Raw genomic sequence first — 20,109 nt, 5'->3', positions numbered from 1 at the left:
AGGCCAAAGGGCCGGCGCGGTGAAGGCTGCGCCGGCCCTTGGCCGTTCAGGGCGTGAAGGTGTCGCCCAGCACGATGCCTTCGCGGCGTGGGTCTGCACCGCCGGTCAGCGCGGGCTTGCCGCCGACGTTCGTGCGGATGATGGTGCTCACGCCGCTGGACTGCGCCCCGAGGTTCACCGTGTGGCCGAGCGCGCGCAGGCCGGCAATCAGCGGATCGTTGTTGCCCGAGTTGGAGGCGTCGATGGACGGGTGCTCGCCGCCCACGTTGGTGAGGCTGTAGGTGGCGCCGGGGGGCGTCGGTGGTGGGGTGTTGGTGGCACCGAAGTCGACCAGTGACGTGGCTTGTTGCGCATCGAGTCCCCAGTCGAGCGCGCCAACCAGCGTCTTCACCACGTACTGGATGATCGTGCCGCCGCCTGGCGAGCCGGTGCCCATCACGAATTCGCCCATGCTGCCGTCGGCGTTCTTCTTGAACACCAGCGTCGGCGCCATCGTGCTGCGCGGGCGCTTGCCGGGGGCGACGCGGTTGGCGAACTTCACGTTCGGGGTCACCGAGGTGTCGATCGGGTTGAGTGCGAAGTCGGTCAGCTGGTTGTTCAGCAGGAAGCCCTGCGCCATGTGGAACGAGCCCATGCTGCCTTCCACCGTCGTGGTCATCACGACCACGTTGCCTTGCTTGTCGACGACGGTGAAGTGCGTGGTGCCATGCTCTTCGGTCTTGTCGATGCCCAGCGGCACATCGCCCCGGTCGCCAGCCTTGGCGAGATTCATGCTCTTCGTCAGGCTGATGAGGCTGGCGCGGCCCTGCAGGTAGGACTTGTCGATCAGCATGGCGGGGCTGCCGCCGGGCAGCGGCACGAAGTCGGTGTCCGCCACGTACTTGTCGCGGTCGGCATACGCCAGCCGCTCGGCTTCGCTCACCAGGTGCACGCCCATCACGCTCGGCTTGCCGCCTTCGAGGTCGATGGCGGTCGGCTTGTACAGGCCCAGGTTGAAGGTCTCGAGGATGCCGAGGGTCGCCACCACCGCGATGCCGCCCGAGGACGGCGGCGACATGCTGCAGATGTAGTACTCGCGGTAGGTGCTGCAGACCGGGTCGCGGCGCTTGGCCTTGTAGTTGGCCAGGTCGGCCAGCGTGGTCTTGCCGGGCGTGATGGCCGAGCCGTCGTTGGCCGCCGTGGTGACGCCGATCTTGTCGACGATGCCCTTGGCGATGTCGCCCGTGTAGAAGGCGTTGGCGCCTTGCGTGGCGATGGTGTTCAGCGTCTTGGCGTAGGCCGGGTTCGTGAGCCGGGTGCCCAGCGCCTTGGGCGTGCCGTCGGCGTTGAAGAAGTAGGCTGTGGCGTCGGCGTCGCGCTTCAGGTATGCCGCGGAGCCCGCGATGGCGCCCGCCATGCGTCCACCGATCAGGAAACCGTCGGACGCCAGCGTGATGCCATAGCTGAACAGGTCTTTCCAGGGCAGCTTGCCGTGGTCTTGATAGGCGATGTCGAGCATGCGCACGGCGCCCGGCGTGCCGATGGAGCGGCCGCTCCAGCGGGCGCCGCCGGGCTTGGGTGCGGTCTGGTCGTTCGTGTCGTCGATCCAGCGCAGGTAGTTCTCGGTGGCTGCGGCAGGCGCCGTCTCGCGACCGTCGTAGGCCTGCACCTTCTTCGTCGCCGCGTCGTAGTGAAGCATGAAGGCACCGCCGCCCAGGCCGCTCGACTGCGGCTCGACCAGGCCGAGCACGGCCTGCACCGCCACCGCCGCATCGACCGCGCTGCCGCCGGCCTTGAGCACGTCGCAGCCGGCGCGCGTGGCCAGCGGGTGGTTCGCCACCACCATGTAGTTCTTGGCGTACACCAGCTTGTGGCCGGGCACATAGCCCGACGCCGGTTCCGGCGCGGCCGGATCGCCCGGGTCGCCCGAGCCGACGACCACCGAGGTGCCGCTGCTCGGGATCTGGCAGCCGTTGTCGGCGGCGGGCTGGGCCGTGGGCGTGGGCTGGTTGGCCGCGTTGATCGCGGCAATGGCCGCGACCAGTGCGGCGTTGTTCTGCGCGTTGTTGTTGCTGTTGCCGCCGCAGCTGGCCAGGGCCAGCGAGAGCGCGAGGGGCGTCAGGGCCCACCACGCGCGCGTGGAATTCTTGTTCATGGAGAGTGCTTCCCGAGTGGTGTTATTCGAAGGACAACGGGCGCTCCTCGCGCCCGCGTCCATGATGAGCACATTTCATTCCCGTGCGTGTCGCGTTCGTGCCGGGGGCGCCGCAGGACCCCGCGCCGCGCGCCACAATAGCCGTCATGTCCGACGTGCATTCCGATCAATTGCTCAGTGAAGTCGCGGCCCTGCCGCAGTTGCCGGGTGTCTACCGCTATTTCGACGCGGCCGGCGCCGTGCTGTATGTGGGCAAGGCGCGCAACCTGAAGAAGCGGGTTGCCAACTACTTCCAGAAGAACCACGGGGGCACCCGCATCGGCCACATGATCTCGAAGATCGTGCGCATGGAGACCACCGTGGTGCGCTCCGAGGCCGAGGCGCTGCTGCTCGAGAACAACCTGATCAAGACGCTCAAGCCGCGCTACAACATCCTGTTTCGCGACGACAAGAGCTACCCCTACCTGAAGATCGCCTCGCACGGGTTTCCGCGGCTGGCCTACTACCGCGGCGCGGTCGACAAGAAGCACCGCTACTTCGGGCCGTACCCGAGCGCGTGGGCGGTGAAGGAGTCGATCCAGCTGTTGCAGAAGGTGTTCCGCCTGCGCACCTGCGAGGACACGGTGTACGCCAACCGCACGCGGCCCTGCCTGCTGTACCAGATCAAGCGCTGCAGCGGCCCCTGCGTGGGCCTCATTTCGCCCGAGGCCTACGCGCAGGACGTGGCCAGCGCCGAGGCCTTCCTGCTCGGCGACACGCAGGGCGTGCTCTCCACGCTCGAACAGCGCATGACGGCGCATGCCGAGAAGCTCGAGTTCGAGCAGGCGGCCGAGCTGCGCAACCAGATGTCGGCGATCTCGCGCGTGCTGCACCAGCAGTCGATCGAGGTGGTGTCCGACAAGGACGTCGACATCCTCGCGGTCAAGGTGCAGGGCGGCAAGGCCTGTGTCAACCTCGCGATGGTGCGCGGCGGGCGCCACCTGGGCGACCGCGCGTACTTTCCGGTGCACGTGGACGACGCGGCGCAGATCCACCACGGCGAGCTCGATGCCGAAGAGGGCGCCGACCCGGTGGTCGCCGACCCGATCGAAGTGCAGGTGCTCGAGGCTTTCATCGCCCAGCACTACATCGACGTGCCGGTGCCCGCCACGCTGGTGCTGGGCCGGCAGGTGAGCCGCGCGCTCATCGAGGCCATTTCGCAGCAGGCCGGCGCGCGCGTGACGGCCGTGTTCCAGCCGCACGAGCAGCGCCGCCACTGGCTCGAGATGGCCGAGACGAATGCCGGCCTGCAGCTGGCGCGGCTGCTGGCCGAAGAAGGCTCGCAGCAGGCGCGCACCCGTGCGCTGGCCGACGCGCTCGAGCTGGCATCGGACGACCTGGAGAACTTCCGCGTCGAGTGCTTCGACATCTCGCACACGGCGGGCGAGGCCACGCAGGCCTCGTGCGTGGTGTTCGCGCACCACACGATGCAGAACCGCGAGTACCGCCGCTACAACATCGAGGGCATCACGCCCGGCGACGACTACGCCGCCATGCGCCAGGTGCTGCACCGCCGCTACGGCAAGCTGGCCGAGGCGCTCGCGGCCGAGACGCAGGCGCTGGCGCCGGGCGATGCCGAGAGCGAAGGGGCCGAGGGCGTCGAGGCGCCGCCGCCCAGGACGCCGGCCGCGCGCATGCCCGACCTGGTGCTGGTCGACGGCGGCAAGGGCCAGGTGTCGATGGCGCGCGAGGTGTTCAGCGAGCTGGGCCTGCCGCTGTCGCTGATCGTCGGCGTCGAGAAGGGCGAGGGCCGCAAGGTCGGGCTCGAGGAACTGGTGTTCGCCGACGGCCGCGAGAAGGTCTACCTCGGCAAGGATTCGGCCGCCCTGATGCTCGTGGCCCAGATCCGCGACGAGGCGCACCGCTTCGCCATCACCGGCATGCGCGCCAAGCGCGCCAAGGTGCGGGTGGGCGGCAGCCAGCTCGAAGACATTCCGGGCATCGGCCCGAAGCGCCGGGCGCGCCTGCTGCAGCGTTTCGGTGGCATCCGAGGCGTGGCGGCGGCGAGCGTCGAAGACCTCGCCTCGGTCGAGGGCATCGCCACCGAACTGGCCGAGGAAATCTATCGCGCGCTGCGTTGAAGCCGGGATTGCCCCCGTCCTTCCGGCGCTTCACGCGTGCATGACACAATCGCCCGCATGTTCTGGACCCTACCGACCATCATGACCTGGACGCGCATCGTCGCGATTCCGTTGATCGTCGGCGTTTTCTACCTGCCGATCAGCGAACCGACGCGCAACCTGATCGCCACGGTCATGTTCATCGTGTTCGCCGCCACCGACTGGCTCGACGGCTACCTGGCGCGCAAGCTCAACCAGACCTCTTCCTTCGGCGCCTTCCTCGATCCGGTGGCCGACAAGTTTCTCGTCTGCGCCGCGCTGCTGGTGCTGGTGCATCTGCAGCGCGCCGACGTGTTCGTGGCGCTCATCATCATCGGCCGCGAGATCGCCATCTCGGCGCTGCGCGAATGGATGGCGCGCATCGGCGCCGGCAAGAGCGTGGCGGTCCACATGATCGGCAAGGTCAAGACGACCGTGCAGATGGTCGCGATTCCCTTCCTGCTCTATGACGGGCATCTCTTCAAGGTGATCGACACCGGCCTGTGGGGCCAGTGGCTGATCTGGATCTCGGCGGTGCTCACCGTCTGGTCGATGGTCTATTACCTGCAAAAGGCCATTCCCGAGATCCGGGCCCACTCCAAATGACCGCGGCCGTCTCGGTCCGCAACGCAGGCTGGCTGCGGGCGATGCCGGCGGTCTTCGTGCTGATCTGGAGCACGGGTTTCATCGTTGCGCGCTATGGCATGCCCTATGCGCCGCCCCTCAAGTTCCTCGCCGTGCGCTATGCGCTGTCGCTCGCCTGCTTCGGCGTGTGGGTCATGCTCGCGCGCGTCGCGTGGCCGGCGAAGCGCGCGCAATGGGGGCACCTGGCGGTCACGGGCGTGCTGATGCAGGCCGGCTACCTGGGCGGCGTCTGGGCGGCCGTGCATGCGGGCATGGGCGCGGGGCTCGTGGCGCTGCTGGTCGGCATCCAGCCGGTGCTCACGGCGGTCTGGCTGTCTTTCAACGGTGGGCGCATTTCGGGACGGCAGTGGACCGGGCTTGCGCTGGGTTTCGCCGGGCTGGTCTTGGTGGTGTCGCGCAAGCTGGGGCAGGGCACCGAGGTCAACGCCCTGACGATGGGGCTGGCCGTGATGGCGCTGCTGTCGATCACGGCGGGCACGCTGTACCAGAAGCGCTTCGTGGCGCCTTGCGACGTGCGCAGCGCCAGCGCGGTGCAGATGGCCGCCGCGCTGCTCGTGACCCTGCCTTTCGCCGCGCTCGAGGCGCAGGCCATCGAATGGAACACGCATTCGATCGGCGCCATGGCGTGGTCGGTGCTGGCGCTGTCGCTGGGCGGCAGCTCGCTGCTCTATATGTTGATCCAGCGCGGCACGGCCACCGCCGTCACCAGCCTGCTGTACCTCGTGCCGCCGTGCACGGCGCTGATGGCCTGGCTGCTGTTCGCGGAACCGATCACCTGGACCACGGTGCTGGGCATCGGCCTGACGGCCATCGGCGTGAGCCTCGTGGTGCGCGCGGAGCGCTGACGGCGCTTTCTCCTTTTCAGCGCCCGGCCGGCTTGGCCGGCTTCCAGGGCTCCAAACGGAACTGCTCGACCAGGTGATCGACCAGCAGGCGCACGCGGCGCGGCGTCTTCGGTCGCCACGGCGCGACCCAGTGGATGTCGGCGTCGGGCATGCTGTACAGCGGCAGCACGCGCACCAGTTCGCCGCTTGCGAGCTGCGGCGCGATGTCCCAAAGGCTGCGCAGCATGACACCGTGGCCCGCGAGGCACCAGTCGCGCACCATTTCTCCTGAATTGCTCGTGAGCGGACCCTGCACCCGCACGCGCGCCGTGCTGCCGTCGCGCGCATGGCGCAGCGTCCAGAGCGCGAACTGGCGCGACTGCGCGGCGTCGCCGTTCTCGCGCGCGATCAGGCAGTCGTGCGTGGCCAGCGCTTCCACCGTGGCCGGCGTGCCGCGGCGTGCCAGGTAGTCGGGCGAGGCGGCCAGCACGCGCTGGTTGCGCGCGATGCGGCGCGTGGTCCAGTCGGCGGCGCGGTGCTGCTGCACCGCCCACAGCCAGACCGCGCCGTCGTAGCCTTCGGCGCCGAGGTCGGGCAGCTGCTCGGTCAGCAGCAGCTCGACCTGCAGGCCGGGGTGCTGCGCCTGGAAGTCCGCGAGTGCCGGGCCGAGCCAGTGCCGGCCAAAGCCGAAGGTGGCCGCGAGGCGGACCGTGCCGATCAGCGCGTTCTGCCGTTCGCCGAGTTCGCTTTCGAGCGCCGCGAAGCCTTCGAGCAGCGTGCGCGCATGCAGGCACACGGCCTCGCCTTCGGCCGTGACGCTGAGCCGCCGCGTCGTGCGGTCGAACAGCCGCTGCCCGAGCCGGGCCTCCAGCGCGCCGAGCCGCTTGGTGATGACCGAGGGCACCACGTCGAGCGTGGCGGCCGCGCCGGCCAGGCTGCCCTGGTCGCGGATGGCCAGCACCAGTTCGAGATCGCCGCGTTCCATTGCGTGGGGATTCATGCCAAAGTGGAAAGTATGAATTGGCTGATTGTTGCTTGATGGCCGCCGGGGTGCAACGCACAATCGCGGCGTGACGGCTTCCTTCCTCGACTTCCCCTGCTTCGAAATCGCTCGCGATGGCGTGCGCATCCACGGTCGCATCGGCGGGCAGGGCGCTCCCTTGCTGCTGTTGCACGGCCATCCGCAAACGCACGCGATCTGGCACCGCGTCGCGCCCGCGCTGGCCGAGCGTTTCACGGTGGTGGCCGTGGACCTGCGCGGTTATGGCGACTCGGGCCGTCCGGCGGCCGACGCCGAACATGCGGTCTACAGCAAGCGGGAGATGGCGCGCGACGCGCTGGCCGCCATGCATCACCATGGCTTTGAACGCTTCGCCGTCCTCGCGCACGACCGCGGCGCGCGCGTGGCCCACCGGCTCGCGGCCGACCATCCCGGCGCGGTCGAGCGCATGCTGCTGCTCGACATCGCGCCGACGCTGGCGATGTACGAACACACCTCCGAAGCGTTTGCCAAGGCCTACTGGCACTGGTTCTTCCTGATCCAGCCGCCGCCACTGCCCGAGGCGCTGATTGCGTCCGACCCGGTGCGCTACGTGCGCAGCGTGATGGGCGGGCGGCACGCGGGGCTCGCGCCGTTCGCGCCCGAGGTGCTGGCCGAGTACGAACGCTGCATTGCCATCCCGGGCACCGCCGAATCCATCTGCGAGGACTACCGCGCCTCCGCCACCATCGACCTCGCGCACGACCGCGCCGACATCGCCGCGGGCCGCCGCCTCGCGCAGCCGCTGCGCGTGCTGTGGGGCGAGCACGGGGCGGTGGGGCGCGCGTTCGATGTGCTCTCGCTCTGGCGCGAGCGGGCCGACGAGGTGTCGGGCCGCGCCTTGCCTTGCGGCCACTACATCCCCGAAGAAGCCCCCGATGCCTTGCTGGCCGAGGCGCTGAATTTTTTCGTTTCCCCCGAACACCCAGGAGCCACTTCATGAGCACCCACAGAATCGCAGTCATCGCCGGCGACGGCATCGGCAAGGAAGTCATGCCCGAGGGGCTGCGCGTGCTCGATGCGGCGGCGCGCAAATTCGGCATCGACCTGAAGTTCGACCACTTCGACTTCTCGAGCTGGGACTATTACGAGAAGCACGGCCAGATGCTGCCCGACAACTGGAAGGACCAGATCGGCGGCCACGACGCCATCTTCTTCGGCGCGGTCGGCTGGCCCGAGAAGATTCCCGACCACGTGTCGCTGTGGGGTTCGCTGCTCATGTTCCGCCGCGAGTTCGACCAGTACATCAACCTGCGTCCCGCGCGCCTGATGCCCGGCATCGTCGCGCCCGTGGTGCGCCGCGACGGCACGCCGCGCGCGCCCGGCGAGATCGACATGTACATCGTGCGCGAGAACACCGAGGGCGAGTATTCGAGCATCGGTGGGCGCATGTACCAGGGCACGCCGCGCGAGATCGTGGTGCAGGAAACCGTGATGTCGCGCGTGGGTGTCGACCGCGTGCTGAAGTTCGCCTTCGAGCTGGCGCAGTCGCGGCCGAAGAAGCACCTGACGAGCGCCACCAAGTCGAACGGCATTTCGATCACCATGCCGTACTGGGACGAGCGCGTGGTGGAAATGGCCAAGGGCTATCCGGGCATCACGCTCGACAAGTTCCACATCGACATCCTCACGGCGCACTTCGTGCAGCGGCCCGACTTCTTCGACGTGGTAGTGGCGAGCAACCTGTTCGGCGACATCCTCTCCGACCTGGGCCCGGCCTGCACCGGCACCATCGGCATCGCGCCCAGCGCCAACCTCAACCCCGAGCGCACCACGCCCTCGCTGTTCGAGCCGGTGCACGGCTCGGCACCCGACATCGCCGGCCAGGGCATCGCCAACCCGATCGGCCAGATCTGGTGCGGCGCGATGATGCTGGAGTTTCTCGGCCACAAGGACGCGCACGACGCGATCCTGGCGACCATCGAGAAGGTGCTCGCGCCCCAAAGCGGCGCACCGCGCACGCCGGACATCGGTGGTCGGGCGGGCACGGCCGACCTCGGAAAGGCAATTGCCGAGGCCCTTTGAAAAGTACGTCGCGAAACGCCCCTAAAATCGCGCGCTCCGCTGGGCTGCAGTGCGTTGTGTCTTATTGACACCCCGCAGACCAGTGGTTGTAATCCTCGCTGGCAGTGAGCTGCCGAGGCGTCAGGCCTGCCATGTTCTTGAGTCGCTCCCGTCGCGGCCAGGTCGCAGCTGACGAAAGCCGACCAACTTTTTTTCGACAAGGGGCCCTTGTGAACAAGACCGAACTGATTGAGCACATCGCAAAGAACGCCGATATTTCCAAAGCCGCAGCGACCCGTGCGCTCGAATCCACCATTGGCGCCATTCGTACCACGCTCAAGAAGGGCGGTTCCGTGTCGCTCGTCGGTTTCGGCACTTTCGCAGTCGGCAAACGCGCAGCCCGCACCGGCCGGAATCCCCGCACCGGCGACGCGATTAAAATCAAGGCAGCCAAGATCCCGAAGTTCCGTCCCGGCAAGGCGCTCAAAGACGCGCTGAACTGAGGCTGTAGACTCGGAGAGTATTCCAGGTGGGGTGCTTAGCTCAGTTGGTAGAGCGGCGCCCTTACAAGGCGTAGGTCGGGGGTTCGAGCCCCTCAGCACCCACCACCACCCGATGCAAAGGCGAACACCGGTTCGCCTTTTTTATTGCCGTCCGGCGCCCGTCGAAAAAGAGTGTTCAAGCATGTTTGATACCTTCCGCAAGTACAACAAAGTCGTGATGATTTTCTTGTTCTTGCTGATCATTCCCTCGTTCGTCTTCTTTGGTGTCGAGCGCTACCAGGGCATGGGCGGCGACGAGAAGGTGGCCCGCATCCAGGGCCATGACATCACCAAGCCCGAGTGGGACCAGCAGCACCGCGTCGAGACCGACCGCATCCGCCAGCAGTCGCCCAACGTCGATCCGACGCTGCTCGACTCCGACGCGCTGCGCTACGCCACGCTGGAGCGCATGGTGCGCGATCGCGTGTTGGCGGCCGCGGCGGTCAAGACCAACATGTCGGTGTCCGAAGACCGCCTTACGCGCATGTTCGCGCAGGACGCCGGCCTGGCTGCGTTCCGCACGGCCGACGGCAAGTTCGACCGCGAAGCCTTCCTGCGCGCCACCGGCCGCACGCCCGAGCAGTACGAAGCCTCGGTGCGCGCCGACATGGCCTCGCAGCAGGTGCTGCTGGGCGTGACGGGCACGAGCTTCGCACCGGCGGCGCTGACCGCGGCCACGGTGAATGCCTTCTACGACCGCCGTGAAATCCAAGTCGCGCGCTTCGCGCCCGAGAGCTTCGCGTCGAAGGTCACGGTGAGCGATGCCGACATCGAGGCCTACTACAAGGACCACACGTCGCAGTTCCAGGCGCCGGAGCAGGCCAGCATCGAGTACCTCGTGCTCGACCTCGAAGCCGCGAAGAAGAACATCGTCGCGAACGAAGCCGACCTCAAGACCTACTACGAACAGAACACCGCGCGCTTCGGCACCAAGGAAGAGCGCCGTGCGAGCCATATCCTGATCACCGCGCCGGCCAGCATGTCCAGCGGCGATCGTGCCAAGGCGAAGGCCAAGGCCGAGCAGTTGCTGGCCGACGTGAAGAAGGCGCCGAACACCTTCGCCGACGTGGCACGCAAGAACTCGCAGGACCCCGGCTCGGCCGAGAAGGGCGGCGACCTCGACTTCGTCACGCGTGGCGCGATGGTCAAGCCTTTCGAAGACGCGATGTTCGCGCTCAAGAAGGGCGACATCAGCGACCTCGTCGAGACCGAGTTCGGCTATCACATCATCCAGCTGACCGACATCAAGCCGGCCGTGGTGCCGCCGTTCGAGAAGGTGCGCGCGACCATCGAGAACGACGTGCGCGCCCAACAGGCCACGCAGGAATTCGCGAAGGCTGCGGAAATTTTCACGGACACCGTCTATCAGCAACCCGAGAGCCTGAAGCCGGCCGCCGAGAAGCTGAAGCTCACGATCCAGACCGCCACCAACGTGCCGCGCACGCCCGCGCCGGGCGCCACCGGCCCGCTCGCTAGCCGCAACTTCCTGCAGGCGCTGTATGCCTCCGACTCGCTCGACCGCAAGCAGAACACCGAAGCCATCGAAGTCGGTCCGAACCAGCTCGCATCGGGCCGCGTGACGCAGTACACGGCCGCGCATCCGATTCCGTTGGCCGAGGTGAAGGACAAGATCCGCGCACAGCTCATCACCGAGCGCGCCGCAGCACTGGCCAAGACCGAGGGCGAAGCCAAGCTCGCCGCCTGGAAGGCGAAGGCCGATGGCGCCACCTTCGGCGCACCGGTCACGGTGTCGCGCATCGATGCGCAGTCGCAGCCCGCACCGGTGATCGACGCCGCACTGCGTGCCGACGGCGCCAAGCTGCCCGCGCTGCTCGGCGTGGACCTCGGCACGCAAGGCTATGCCGTGGTCCGCGTGACCAAGGTCGTGCCGCGCACGCCGCCGACGGCCGAACAGGCACAGCAGGAAAGCATGCAGATCGCCCAGTCGGTGACTGCCGCCGAAGCTGCTGCCTACTACGAGCTGCTGAAGCAACGCTTCAAGGTGGAGATCCTCGTGCCGAAGCCGGCCGACACGCTGCCGACCGCTGCGGCGGCGCGCTGAGACAGACGGGCAACCGCTGCTCGCCACAAGCCCGGGTTCGACGACCCGGGCTTTTTTTTGGTCGCACGAGGGACAAGCGCGTGTCGCGCTTCTTGCCAGAATCCGGCGCATGGGAACCCTTTACCTCGTGCGCCACGGGCAGGCCAGTTTCGGTGCTGCCGACTATGACAACCTGAGCGAACTCGGACACCGGCAGTCCGTGCGCCTGGGTGAATACTGGCGCGAGCGCGGCATGCGTTTCGATGCCGTCATCACCGGCACGCTGAAGCGCCACAAGCAGACCTGGGAGGGCATCGCCCAAGGATTGGGGCTGTCGCGCGACGACGTGTTGCCATGGCCGGGGCTCAACGAATACGACAGCGAAGCCGTCATTGCCACGGTGCACCAGGGCAAGCTCGAGAAGCCCGATTCGCCCGAGATGTACCGCCATCACTTCCGCCTGCTGCGCGACGGGCTCGGGGCATGGATGCAGGGGCGCACCGCGCCGGTCGGCATGCCGAGCTACGTCGATTTCCTGGCCGGCGTGACCACGGCGCTCGACCATGTGCGCGAGCGGCACCACGGCGCGAAGGTGCTGGTGGTGTCGAGTGGCGGGCCGATCAGCACCGCGGTCGGCCATGTGCTGGGCACGAGCGCCGAGACGACCATCGAACTCAACCTGCGCATCCGCAACAGCTCGGTGACCGAGTTCACCTTCACGCCGAAGCGCCACATGCTCGTGACCTACAACACCTTGCCGCACCTCGACGGCCCGGCGTACGAGGACTGGGTCACCTACTCCTGAACAGCGTCAAGCCTGCCAGACGCCATAGCCGGCGCGGCGCAAGGCGATGCCCAGGTCGACCTCCATCAGCCGCGCATCGTCGTACGGCATCGGGTTGTAGCGTTCGTAGAGCGCGGGCAACAGCCGCAGGCCGAATTCCTGCACGAAGCGGTTGGCCTGGATGCCGGCCTTGTGCTTGTCGAAACGGATGTCGGGGTCCAGGCCGGTCATGCCGACATAGACGAAGGGCTTGCCGAGCTGGTAGTCGGGGTTGGCGCGCCGGAAGCGGCTGTTGTTCCAGACGCGGTCGTCGAGTTCGACCACATAGACGTGGTGACGGGCGCGTGGTTTGCGGGGCATCGACGGGAAGGCCTCGCGAGGCTGGCTGAAGAAGTGTGGGGCCCAGGCAGCCGGAAGAACCGCCGGCCGCATTGCGCGGCACGGCGTCAGGGGCATCAGCTCTTGCGCTTGATGAGGCCGTAGAGAATCAGCAGCACGATCGCGCCCAGCACGGAGGCGATGAAGCCGGCGCCCTGGCCGGCGGTGTACCAGCCCATCGCCTGGCCGAGGTAGGTCACGCCCAGCGAACCTGCAATGCCGATCAGCGTGGTCACGATGAAGCCGGCGGAATCGTTGCCCGGCTTGACGGCCCGCGCCACGAGACCCACGACGAACCCGATCAGGATAGTCCAGACGATGCTCATGAAGAAGTTCCTTTGATGAAGTGAAGTGGCGAAAGCCGGGCCCGGTCGGGCCGCTCGCATTCATGATAGCGGAGCCATTCGCGCGTCGGCGTCGGCCTGCCACATCGAACGGGTGACTGCGAAGTTATGCCCATGGGGCAGGGCGCATGTGTGGTGGCAGGCCATCGCGGACGGTCTCTGAAGGCACTGGGTTGCATGTCGGTGTGGCATTTCGGCGTCTTTGATGATCGCGGAAGCGAAAGCCGCGATTTTTAACGCTACAATCAGAGGCTCTACGGTGGCTGTAGCTCAGTTGGTAGAGTCCCAGATTGTGATTCTGGTCGTCGTGGGTTCGAGTCCCATCAGCCACCCCAAAAAATTCAGTCCCAGCGCTATTTCTCAATAGCACCCAAGGGATTCCAACGCCGGGCTTGCCCGGCGTTGTCATTTCTGGCTTCGCCGTCGCTTCAAGCGCCTGGTTGCACGCCGCATTCTTTCCCCGCTACCCGCGATTTTGAAAGTACCCAAAATGGTGCGCATGTGTTGCGGGTTGTTGCATTCCGCCAATGCGCCTGCATTTTTCTGCTGAAAAGGCGCTTGTGGCAAAAGTGGTTTGAATTAGAATTCAGCCGTTTTCAATTCACAACAGGAGTCCAACAATGGCTTCGTCACTCGCCGATATCAATTCCCAGATCCAGAAGCACGACGAGCAGATTGCGCAATTGCGCAAGCAGGCCGAAGACCTGCGTAACCAGGAACGGGCCGGCGTGATCGAAGAAGTGCGCAGGAAGATTGCGGAATACGGTTTGACCGCTTCCGATCTGAAGCTGGGTGGTGGCCGTGCTGCTGCAACCAAGCGCAGCGCAGGTCCTGCAGCCGCCAAGGCCGCCGCCAAATACCGCGGCCCGACGGGCGAAACCTGGTCCGGTGGCCGTGGCCGCAAGCCGCGCTGGGTCACGGAAGCCCTGGCAGCCGGCAAGTCGCTCTCCGATTACGAGATCAAGTGATTGCCTGCAGAATCAGTTGGACATTCGCCCAATAAAAAAGCCCGCTTCGGCGGGCTTTTTTATTGGAAGGCGCGCACAGTGATGTGCGCGCGTCCGATCAGTTCACCATCACCAGTTTTCCCTTGACGCCGCGCGATCCCATGTGCGCATAGGCGGCCTTCAATTCGGCCATCGGCATCGTGCTGTCGATCACCGGCTTGATTTTTCCCTGGCCGTACCACTGGGCCAATTCGGCCATCATCTGTGCATTGGCCTTGGGTTCGCGCTTCGCGAAATCGCCCCAGAACACGCCCACGAGCGACGCGCCTTTGAGCAGCGTGAGATTCAATGGCAGCGACGGGATCGGGCCCGATGCAAAACCGACCACCAAATAGCGACCGCGCCAGCCAATCGAGCGGAATGCGGGTTCTGCGAAATCGCCGCCCACGGGGTCGTAAATCACATCCGGGCCTTTGCCGTCGGTTGCGGCTTTGATGGCATCGCGGAAACCATTGGGCAGTGCGTGCGTCGTGTAATTGATCGTCACGTCGGCGCCGATCGAGCGGCAGAGTTCGCACTTTTCGTCGGTCGATGCCGCTGCAATCACTTTGGCGCCTGCCGCCTTGGCGATCTGGATGGCCGCGGTGCCCACACCGCCGGCCGCGCCGAGCACCAGCACGGTTTCGCCGGCCTTGAGCTGCGCGCGGTCCATCAGTGCGTGCCACGAGGTGGCGTAGATCATGATGAAAGCGGCTGCGTCGACATGGCCGAAACCTTCGGGCAGCGGCATGCACAGCGCGGCGGGTGCCAGCGTGTGGGTGCCGAAGCCGCCGGTGCCCGACAGGCACGCCACGTTCTGGCCGACCTTGAGGTGCGTCACGCCTTCGCCCACCGCCTGGATCACGCCCGCATATTCCGATCCGGGAACGAAGGGCAGCGGCGGCTTCATCTGGTACTTGTTCTGCACGATCAGCAGGTCGGGGAAATTCAGGCTGGCGGCCTTGATCTCGATCAGCACCTGGCCCGGGCCCGGCGTGGGGGTGGGCAGTTCTTTCCAGGTCAGCGCGTCGACGCCGGTGGGGTTTTCGCAAAGCCATGCGTGCATGCTCGGGGTCTCCTTCGAATGAGTCGTGTGGGCAATGAATTCGGGGCGATGATAGGCGGCGCTGTGGTGCGGCGTTGTCCCTGCTGCGACGCACCCCGCACCTACAATCCGCTGCACCCAGAAGCACCATGAAGATACTTATTTCCAATGACGATGGCTTTCAGGCGCCGGGCGTCGTCGCGTTGCACGACGCACTCAAGGACATCGCCGACGTCGAGGTGGTGGCACCCGAGCACAACAACAGCGCCAAGTCGAACGCCCTCACGCTGGCCGCACCGCTGTATGTGCACAAGGCGCACAACGGTTTCCGCTACGTGACGGGCACGCCGGCCGATTGCGTGCACATCGCGCTCAAGGGCCTGCTCGACTACCGGCCCGACCTGGTGGTCTCGGGCATCAACAACGGCGCCAACATGGGCGACGACACCATCTATTCAGGCACCGTGGGCGCGGCGATGGAGGCCTACCTGTTCGGCATCCCGGCCATCGCCTTCTCGCAGATTGAAAAAGGCTGGGCACACGTGGATGCGGCGGCCCAGGTGGCGCGACGGCTGGTGCAGCAGATCGAGCGCGAGAAGATGCTCGGTGGCCCCGCCTTCCTGCTCAACGTGAACGTGCCGAACCGCCCGTTCGACGAACTGAAACCGGTCAAGGTGTGCCGGCTCGGGCGCCGCCACGCGGCCGAAAAGGTGATCACGCAGGACAGCCCGCGCGGCGAAACCATGTACTGGATCGCCGGTGCAGGCAGCGCCAAGGACAGCGGGGAGGGCACCGACTTCCACGCGACCGCGGCCGGCCACATCGCGCTGACGCCCTTGCAGATCGACCTGACCGACCATGCCAACCTGGGCCAATGGCGCGAGACGGTCGCCCGTCTCGGCAATTGACGACATGGCGACCCCTCCGCGGCCCAGTTTCCCGGTTCGACTGACCCCCACCGCCTCGGCCGCCACGCGCGGGCGCATGCCCGCCGTGCCGGTCAAGCCGATGGTCCCGTCCACGCCCTCGATGGCGTCCGACGCCGTGCGAGCCCGCATGGTGCAAAAGCTCGCGGCGCAGGGCATCACCGACGCGCGCGTGCTGCGCGCCATGGGCGCCGTCGAGCGGCATCGCTTCGTCGACAGCGCGCTGGTCAACCAGGCCTATGAAGACACCAGCCTGCCGATCGGGCTGGGGCAGACCATTTCCAAGCCCAATGTGGTGGCTCGCATGATCGAGCTGCTGCTGGGCGCGCCGGCGCTGGTCGGCAAGCCGCAGGAACGGCTGGGCCGCGTGCTCGAGATCGGCACCGGCTGCGGTTACCAGGCCGCGGTGCTGAACGAAGTGGCCACCGAGGTCTACAGCATCGAACGCCTGCGCGGACTGCACGAGCGCGCGCGCACCAATCTGCGGCACTTCCGCCTGGCCACCGTCCACCTGATGCTGGGCGACGGCATGATCGGCTACGCGAAGGGCGCGCCGTACGCGGGCATCATCGCCGCGGCAGGCGGCGAGGCCGTGCCCGAGGCCTGGATCGCGCAGCTCGCGGTGGGCGGGCGCATCGTCGCGCCGACCCATTCCGCCACCGGTGGACAGGCCCTTGTCGTGATCGACAAGACCCCCCGTGGGCTCGAGCGGCGCATTCTTGAGGCGGTTCACTTTGTCCCCCTAAAATCGGGCATCGCTTGAAGGAATAACAAATGCAGGGTTTTGGCAATCGGAGTTTGTTCGCAGGCATCACGTTGGCTGTTGTGCTCGTGATCGCGGGCTGCTCCGCACCGCGCGGTCCCGCACCGGTCGAAGACCGGGGCACCATGACGCGCGCTCCCGGGGCAACGACGCCCGGCGGTCCTCCCATCACGACCGATGCGTCCGGCAAACCGCTCCCCGGTATCGAGAACTACGGCAAGCCCGGCTACTACGCCGTGCGACCCGGTGACTCCATCCGCCGCATCGGCAGCGAAACGGGCCAGCGCTGGCAGGACATCGTGCGCTGGAACAACCTCGACAACCCCGACCTGATCGAAGTCGGCCAGGTCTTGCGCGTGATTCCGCCGACCGGTGGCAGCACCGCGGTCGCCACGGCACCGTCCACCTCTGCGCCTGCTGCGCCCACCGAGGCGACGACCAAAGCTGTGGCCCCGCAGGCGTCTGTCACGCCGGCCGTGCCGGCCAGCGGCGCGAGCGGCACCACCAAGCCGCCTGTCACGGCCTCGCCTTCGGGCCCGAGCAGTTCGGGTGACGACGACCTGGGCTGGATCTGGCCTGCCAGCGGTTCGCTGATCGCCGGTTTCGACGAAGCCAAGAACAAGGGCTACGACATCAGCGGCAAGGCCGGCGATCCCGTGCTGGCCGCGGCCGACGGTCGCGTGGTCTACGCCGGTGCCGGCCTGCGCGGCTACGGCAACCTGATCATCCTGAAGCACAACAACACCTACCTCACGGCGTATGCGCACAACCAGACGCTGCTCGTGAAGGAAGACCAGTCGGTTCAGAAGGGCCAGAAGATCGCCGAAATGGGCAACAGCGACGCCGATCGCGTGAAGCTGCATTTCGAGATCCGCCGCCAGGGCAAGCCCGTCGACCCGTCGCGCTACCTGCCCAATCGGTGATGCCATGGCTGCCTCCCGCCCTCTCCGCACACTGCCCGTGCGCGGGCTGGCGGGGCAGGGCAGCCCTTCACCTCGAAGCAACGGCGGTGGCCGCAATGGTCATCAGGACAGCGGCGACGAGCCGCTGAGCACGGACTCTCTTCCCGACGACCCCGCAGCGGACCCATCGACTTCCTCCGCAGCATCGGCCCCGCCTCACGGCACCGCCGCCGAGGTCATGGGCGGCGAGGGCGCCGATGCCCTGACCATCTACCTGCGCCAGGTCCGGCGCACCGGGCTCTTCACTCCCGCCGAGGAATACACCACCGCCTGCGCCGCACGCGCCGGCGACTTCGCGGCGCGGCAGTCGATGATCGAGCACAACCTGCGGCTCGTGGTCAACATCGCCAAGAACTACCTGGGGCGCGGCATGCCGCTGTCCGACCTCATCGAGGAAGGCAACCTCGGGCTGATGCATGCCATCACGAAGTTCGAGCCCGAACGCGGGTTTCGCTTCTCCACGTATGCGACCTGGTGGATCCGCCAGTCGGTCGAGCGCGCCGTCATCACGCAATCGCGGGCGATTCGCCTGCCGGTGCATGTCGTGCGCGAGCTGCAGCAGGTCTTGCGGGCGCGCCGCACGCTCGAGGGCGACGCGGAGTTCCTGGCGAGCCGGCCGGACGGCGTGCGCGTCGAGGACGTGGCCGCGCTGCTCGGCCGCGAGGTGCAGGCGGTGGCCGACCTGCTGGCGCTAGCCGAGGCGCCGCGTTCGCTCGATGCGGGCGACGCGCGCGGCGAAGAAGGCTTCACGCTGGCCGACACCGTGGCCTCTGACGACGAGCAGGGCAACCCCGCCGGCGTGACACACACGCACGAGGTGGAGCGCCTGCTCGACCAGTGGGTGCAGGCCCTCAACGCGCGGGAGCGCGAGGTGCTCGAAGGTCGCTACGGCCTGCACGACCGGGAGCCCGAGACGCTCGAGGTGCTGAGCGTGCGGCTGGGCCTGACACGCGAGCGCGTGCGGCAGATCCAGAACGAGGCCCTGGCCAAGATGCGCAAGCAGCTGGCGCGCTCCGGCGTCGGCCGCGACGCGCTGTTCTAGCGGTGTGAAGAAAAGAAGGTAACCCGTCGCGGCCGGACCGCCCCGGCCACGCTGAGACAATCGGGGGATGACGGAATCCATCGAAGAAAAGAAAGTCCCCGCGAGCCCCGCCGATGAATGGCTCCAGGTCGAGTCGCTCGACCTGGACGCGCAAGGCGTCTCCCACAAGTCCGACGGCATGGTCGTGTTCATCGAAGGCGCATTGCCCTTCGAGGAAGTGCAGTTCAACGTCCACCGCCGCAAGAACAACTGGGAGCAGGGCACGGTCACGCAGATCCGCCGCGAATCCTCGCAGCGCGTGCGCCCCGGCTGCCCGCACTTCGGCCTGCACACGGGCGCGTGCGGCGGCTGCAAGATGCAGCACCTGGACGCCGCCGCCCAGGTGGCGGTGAAGCAGCGTGCGCTGGAAGACAACCTCTGGCACCTGGGCAAGGTCAAGCCCGAGAACGTGCTGCGCCCGCTCGAAGGCCCGGCCTGGCATTACCGCTACCGCGCGCGCCTGTCGGTGCGCCACGTGGTCAAGAAGGGCACGGTGCTGATCGGCTTCCACGAGCGCAAGAGCCGCTACCTGGCCGACATGCAGGTCTGCCCCGTGCTGCCCAAGCAGGTCAGCGCCATGCTGATGCCGTTGCGCGCGCTGATCGGTTCCATGGACGCACGCGACACCTGTCCGCAGATCGAGCTGGCCTGCGGCGACGCGCCGGATTCGACCGCGCTGGGCACCATCGCCCTGGTGCTGCGTCACCTGGAGCCGCTGTCGGGCGCCGACATCGGGCGGCTCAAGGCGTTCGCCGCCGAGAACGAGGGCGTTCAATGGTGGCTGCAGGCCAAGGGCCCGGACACCGTGAAGCTGCTGGAGGAGGGCGGCACGCCGCTGGCCTATCGCCTGCCCGCGTTTGGCGTGACGATGCCGTTCAAGCCCACCGATTTCACCCAGGTCAACCCGCACATCAACCGCGCGCTGGTCGGCAAGGCGCTGCGCCTGCTCGACGTGCAGCCCGAGGAGCGCGTGATCGACTGGTTCTGCGGCCTGGGCAACTTCACGCTGCCGCTGGCGAGCCAGGCGCGCGAGGTGCTCGGCATCGAGGGTAGCGACACGCTGGTGGCACGCGCGACCGACAACTTCCAGAGAAACCAGCCTGCAACGCCCGAGCGGCGTGCGCTGTCGGCCACCCGGTTCGTTGCACGCAACCTGTTCGACATGACGCCCGAGATGCTGGTGGCCGATGGCAGCGCCGACAAGTGGCTGGTCGACCCGCCGCGCGAAGGCGCCTTCGCGCTGGCCAAGGCGATGGCCGACCTGCACCAGCAGCCTGAACTGCGCACCGGTGGCTGGACGCCGCCCAAGCGCATCGTGTACGTGAGCTGCAACCCGTCGACGCTGGCGCGCGACGCCGGCCTGCTGGTGCACCAGGCGGGCTACCGCTGCACCTTCGCGGGCGTGGTGAACATGTTCCCGCACACCGCGCACGTCGAGTCGATCGCGGTCTTCGAGCTGGAATGAAAAAAGGC

At 67.2% G+C, this 20,109-nt stretch carries 19 protein-coding genes and 2 tRNA genes; 16 read left to right on the top strand and 5 right to left on the bottom strand.

Annotated features, from left to right (window positions below):
* Nucleotides 1-46: 46 nt before the first annotated feature.
* Nucleotides 47-2,134: a gamma-glutamyltransferase family protein gene (locus tag VHAB30_RS15320; RefSeq protein WP_159277568.1), complete on the bottom strand. Its 2,088-nt coding sequence runs from the start codon at nucleotides 2,132-2,134 to the stop codon at nucleotides 47-49.
* 146 nt (nucleotides 2,135-2,280) lie between these two features.
* Here VHAB30_RS15320 and uvrC point away from each other — a divergent pair, with 146 nt between their 5' ends.
* Genes uvrC through VHAB30_RS15305 form a run of 3 tightly spaced genes read left to right on the top strand, consistent with a single transcriptional unit; the run spans nucleotide 2,281 to nucleotide 5,762 of the window.
* Nucleotides 2,281-4,254 (top strand): excinuclease ABC subunit UvrC, encoded by a 1,974-nt coding sequence (gene uvrC, locus VHAB30_RS15315; protein ID WP_159277567.1) that lies wholly within the window; start codon nucleotides 2,281-2,283, stop codon nucleotides 4,252-4,254.
* Nucleotides 4,255-4,311: 57 nt separating this feature from the next.
* Nucleotides 4,312-4,878 (top strand): CDP-diacylglycerol--glycerol-3-phosphate 3-phosphatidyltransferase, encoded by a 567-nt coding sequence (gene pgsA / locus VHAB30_RS15310; RefSeq protein WP_062479069.1) that lies wholly within the window; start codon nucleotides 4,312-4,314, stop codon nucleotides 4,876-4,878.
* Entirely contained in the window at nucleotides 4,875-5,762 is an 888-nt protein-coding gene (locus VHAB30_RS15305; RefSeq protein WP_159277566.1) for a DMT family transporter, read from the top strand. The genes pgsA and VHAB30_RS15305 overlap by 4 nt, the downstream gene beginning before the upstream one ends.
* A 16-nt stretch (nucleotides 5,763-5,778) precedes the next feature.
* Here the strand turns inward: VHAB30_RS15305 and VHAB30_RS15300 are convergent, their stop codons facing one another.
* Nucleotides 5,779-6,741: a LysR family transcriptional regulator gene (locus VHAB30_RS15300; RefSeq protein WP_159277565.1), complete on the bottom strand. Its 963-nt coding sequence runs from the start codon at nucleotides 6,739-6,741 to the stop codon at nucleotides 5,779-5,781.
* Between the two features lie 70 nt (nucleotides 6,742-6,811).
* Between VHAB30_RS15300 and VHAB30_RS15295 the strand changes: the two genes are divergently transcribed.
* The 6 genes from VHAB30_RS15295 to VHAB30_RS15270 all read left to right on the top strand — a co-directional run bounded on the left by VHAB30_RS15295 (nucleotide 6,812) and on the right by VHAB30_RS15270 (nucleotide 12,172).
* Nucleotides 6,812-7,723: an alpha/beta fold hydrolase gene (locus tag VHAB30_RS15295; RefSeq protein WP_159277564.1), complete on the top strand. Its 912-nt coding sequence runs from the start codon at nucleotides 6,812-6,814 to the stop codon at nucleotides 7,721-7,723.
* The gene (locus VHAB30_RS15290; protein ID WP_062479058.1) at nucleotides 7,720-8,805 is read left to right on the top strand and encodes a tartrate dehydrogenase; all 1,086 of its coding nucleotides are present in this window, start codon (nucleotides 7,720-7,722) and stop codon (nucleotides 8,803-8,805) included. The genes VHAB30_RS15295 and VHAB30_RS15290 overlap by 4 nt, the downstream gene beginning before the upstream one ends.
* 209 nt (nucleotides 8,806-9,014) lie before the next feature.
* Complete coding sequence (locus tag VHAB30_RS15285) at nucleotides 9,015-9,287, top strand: HU family DNA-binding protein (RefSeq protein WP_007830705.1); 273 nt, start codon at nucleotides 9,015-9,017, stop codon at nucleotides 9,285-9,287.
* Between the two features lie 29 nt (nucleotides 9,288-9,316).
* A tRNA-Val gene (locus VHAB30_RS15280) sits at nucleotides 9,317-9,392 on the top strand.
* A 76-nt stretch (nucleotides 9,393-9,468) separates the two neighbouring features.
* A complete protein-coding gene (locus VHAB30_RS15275) occupies nucleotides 9,469-11,388 on the top strand; it encodes a SurA N-terminal domain-containing protein (protein ID WP_159277563.1) in 1,920 nt (639 codons plus the stop codon).
* Between the two features lie 109 nt (nucleotides 11,389-11,497).
* Nucleotides 11,498-12,172 carry a histidine phosphatase family protein gene (locus VHAB30_RS15270; RefSeq protein ID WP_159277562.1) on the top strand — a complete coding sequence of 225 codons (675 nt, stop codon included), beginning with the start codon at nucleotides 11,498-11,500 and terminating at the stop codon, nucleotides 12,170-12,172.
* Between the two features lie 6 nt (nucleotides 12,173-12,178).
* On the opposite strand, the gene VHAB30_RS15265 is transcribed toward VHAB30_RS15270, so the two are convergent.
* Together VHAB30_RS15265 and VHAB30_RS15260 are read right to left on the bottom strand one after the other, a co-directional pair.
* Complete coding sequence (locus tag VHAB30_RS15265; protein WP_159277561.1) at nucleotides 12,179-12,511, bottom strand: hypothetical protein; 333 nt, start codon at nucleotides 12,509-12,511, stop codon at nucleotides 12,179-12,181.
* A gap of 95 nt (nucleotides 12,512-12,606) precedes the next feature.
* Nucleotides 12,607-12,855: a GlsB/YeaQ/YmgE family stress response membrane protein gene (locus tag VHAB30_RS15260; protein WP_062479046.1), complete on the bottom strand. Its 249-nt coding sequence runs from the start codon at nucleotides 12,853-12,855 to the stop codon at nucleotides 12,607-12,609.
* A 277-nt stretch (nucleotides 12,856-13,132) separates the two neighbouring features.
* Between VHAB30_RS15260 and VHAB30_RS15255 the strand changes: the two genes are divergently transcribed.
* Both VHAB30_RS15255 and VHAB30_RS15250 read left to right on the top strand, forming a co-directional pair.
* Nucleotides 13,133-13,208 (top strand) — tRNA-His (locus VHAB30_RS15255).
* A gap of 285 nt (nucleotides 13,209-13,493) precedes the next feature.
* The gene (locus VHAB30_RS15250; RefSeq protein WP_056583066.1) at nucleotides 13,494-13,841 is read left to right on the top strand and encodes an H-NS histone family protein; all 348 of its coding nucleotides are present in this window, start codon (nucleotides 13,494-13,496) and stop codon (nucleotides 13,839-13,841) included.
* Nucleotides 13,842-13,938: 97 nt separating this feature from the next.
* Here VHAB30_RS15250 and VHAB30_RS15245 read toward each other — a convergent pair whose 3' ends face one another.
* On the bottom strand, nucleotides 13,939-14,925 hold the full coding sequence (locus VHAB30_RS15245; protein ID WP_070059621.1) for an NADPH:quinone oxidoreductase family protein: 987 nt from the start codon (nucleotides 14,923-14,925) through the stop codon (nucleotides 13,939-13,941).
* A gap of 128 nt (nucleotides 14,926-15,053) precedes the next feature.
* On the opposite strand from VHAB30_RS15245, the gene surE reads away from it, so the two are divergent.
* From surE to rlmD, 5 genes are all read left to right on the top strand, one after another.
* On the top strand, nucleotides 15,054-15,812 hold the full coding sequence (surE, locus tag VHAB30_RS15240; RefSeq protein ID WP_159277560.1) for a 5'/3'-nucleotidase SurE: 759 nt from the start codon (nucleotides 15,054-15,056) through the stop codon (nucleotides 15,810-15,812).
* Nucleotides 15,813-15,816: 4 nt separating this feature from the next.
* Nucleotides 15,817-16,593: a protein-L-isoaspartate(D-aspartate) O-methyltransferase gene (locus VHAB30_RS15235; RefSeq protein WP_159277559.1), complete on the top strand. Its 777-nt coding sequence runs from the start codon at nucleotides 15,817-15,819 to the stop codon at nucleotides 16,591-16,593.
* A gap of 11 nt (nucleotides 16,594-16,604) precedes the next feature.
* The gene (locus VHAB30_RS15230; RefSeq protein ID WP_159277558.1) at nucleotides 16,605-17,516 is read left to right on the top strand and encodes a peptidoglycan DD-metalloendopeptidase family protein; all 912 of its coding nucleotides are present in this window, start codon (nucleotides 16,605-16,607) and stop codon (nucleotides 17,514-17,516) included.
* 4 nt (nucleotides 17,517-17,520) lie between these two features.
* On the top strand, nucleotides 17,521-18,597 hold the full coding sequence (locus tag VHAB30_RS15225; RefSeq protein WP_159277557.1) for a sigma-70 family RNA polymerase sigma factor: 1,077 nt from the start codon (nucleotides 17,521-17,523) through the stop codon (nucleotides 18,595-18,597).
* A gap of 67 nt (nucleotides 18,598-18,664) precedes the next feature.
* The gene (rlmD, locus tag VHAB30_RS15220) at nucleotides 18,665-20,101 is read left to right on the top strand and encodes a 23S rRNA (uracil(1939)-C(5))-methyltransferase RlmD (RefSeq protein WP_159277556.1); all 1,437 of its coding nucleotides are present in this window, start codon (nucleotides 18,665-18,667) and stop codon (nucleotides 20,099-20,101) included.
* The last annotated feature ends 8 nt before the right edge of the window (nucleotides 20,102-20,109 follow it).

The organism is Variovorax boronicumulans, assembly GCF_009811375.1.
Classification (GTDB): domain Bacteria; phylum Pseudomonadota; class Gammaproteobacteria; order Burkholderiales; family Burkholderiaceae_C; genus Variovorax; species Variovorax boronicumulans.
Note: the sequence above shows the minus strand (reverse complement) of the source record. Positions and strands in the feature narration are given on the sequence as shown.